Origin of the sequence: Acutalibacter intestini (assembly GCF_034334985.1) — a bacterium.
Lineage (GTDB): Bacteria > Bacillota > Clostridia > Oscillospirales > Acutalibacteraceae > Acutalibacter > Acutalibacter intestini.
On record NZ_JAWXXL010000099.1, the window covers coordinates 1 to 1327 of the forward strand.

Consider the following 1327-nt stretch of genomic DNA (forward strand, 5'->3'; position numbering starts at 1 on the left):
GCGGTCTGCGCCACCGTGGACATTGCGGCGGCTATGTCCTCCATGTTTTCCCCGAAGTTGTTGTTGTAGATGTTCAACATTGCTTCGTCAAAACCCTTTGCCGCCGCTTCCGCAATGCCCGTCGCCGCTTCAAAATCGTTCATTGCGCTTTTGACTTCATCAGCGAAGCCCGTTGCATATCCAATACCCGCAACGATCGCCGTTCCGATTGCGGCAACGCCTACGCCGATAGCCTTTAGCCCCGTTCCCAGCGCACCCGCCACGGAAGACACTTTGCCGCCCAGCCCTTCCAGCGCGCCGCCCGTCTTTTCCGCTTCCCCGGCCACTTCCTCCAACCCATCCGAAAAATCATTAGAAGCGTTATTTGCTTCGCTGATCTGCCCGTCAAGGCTGTTTATCTCGTTTTGGGTTTTTATCATGGCCGTCTTTGCGTAATTCAGGGATATTTCCAGCTTTTGGGCTGCGTCCGAACTTCCCATATTTGCGTCCCGGTATTTCTGCAACTGTTCTTCTGCCGCCGCAACCGCCCTTTTTTGCTCTTCAAGCCGCTTGTTCAAAACGTCCTGTTTTGCCGTCATTGCTTCTATGCTGTCGGTGTTGCCCTCAAAGGTTGCAGAAACAACCTTCATTTCGGACGCAATGGCCTTCAAAGAAGAACTAATATCTTTGCAAGCCGCCTTATATTCTTTTTCACCTTCAACGGCTATTTCTGTTTTGATCTGATCTTCCTTGCCTGCCACTTATAACCCCCCTAACACGTCGTCAATGTCCGCTTCCTTTTCTTCCGGCTTGAAGCGATCCGGATTAAATTCTTTGTGAATGCGAAAAAGCGTCAGAATTTTGTACGGTGTCATTTTCCAAACGTCGGCTTCCGGCCAGCGTAGAAGCGTAACCCCGATATAAAGCAGGCGGGCAAGGTCAATTAAGCCTTGCCCGCCGCCGCGTTTTTTTCCTCTTCGCCGTCTTCGTCTTCTTCGTCTTTCACGGCGGGCGGCTCTGCCGTGCCGCTGTTGCCCATAGCGAAGGCGCGGAAAATCGCCGTGCGCACTTCGTCGAAGTTGCCCGTGTGGATCATGTGGCCTACCTGTTTTTCGGTCAACGGCTCTTCATCGTCCCCCGCACCCTCATTCAGAAGCAGGGTAAGAAGCCACCGAAGATTTTTAATGCTTTCCTTGCCGGAAAGCACTTCGGCCAGCGTGTCAAAGCCGCCGAAGCGGTCTTGCATTTCGTCAAGGACATTCAGGGAAAACAGCAAGTGGAATTCCTTGCCGTTCAGCTCAATGGGCAAACGCCCGTCTTTAATTGCGCTCATAATAAAATAAGGGAA

1 protein-coding gene and 1 pseudogene are annotated in these 1327 nt (G+C 52.2%); both read right to left on the reverse strand.

Annotated elements, in window-relative coordinates; translation table 11 throughout:
- A pseudogene (locus U8U68_RS21810) lies at positions 1-740 on the reverse strand (hypothetical protein); the annotation flags it as partial.
- Between the two features lie 182 nt (positions 741-922).
- Positions 923-1327: hypothetical protein (locus U8U68_RS21815; RefSeq protein WP_322204552.1), on the reverse strand; the 405-nt coding region annotated here is incomplete at its 5' end.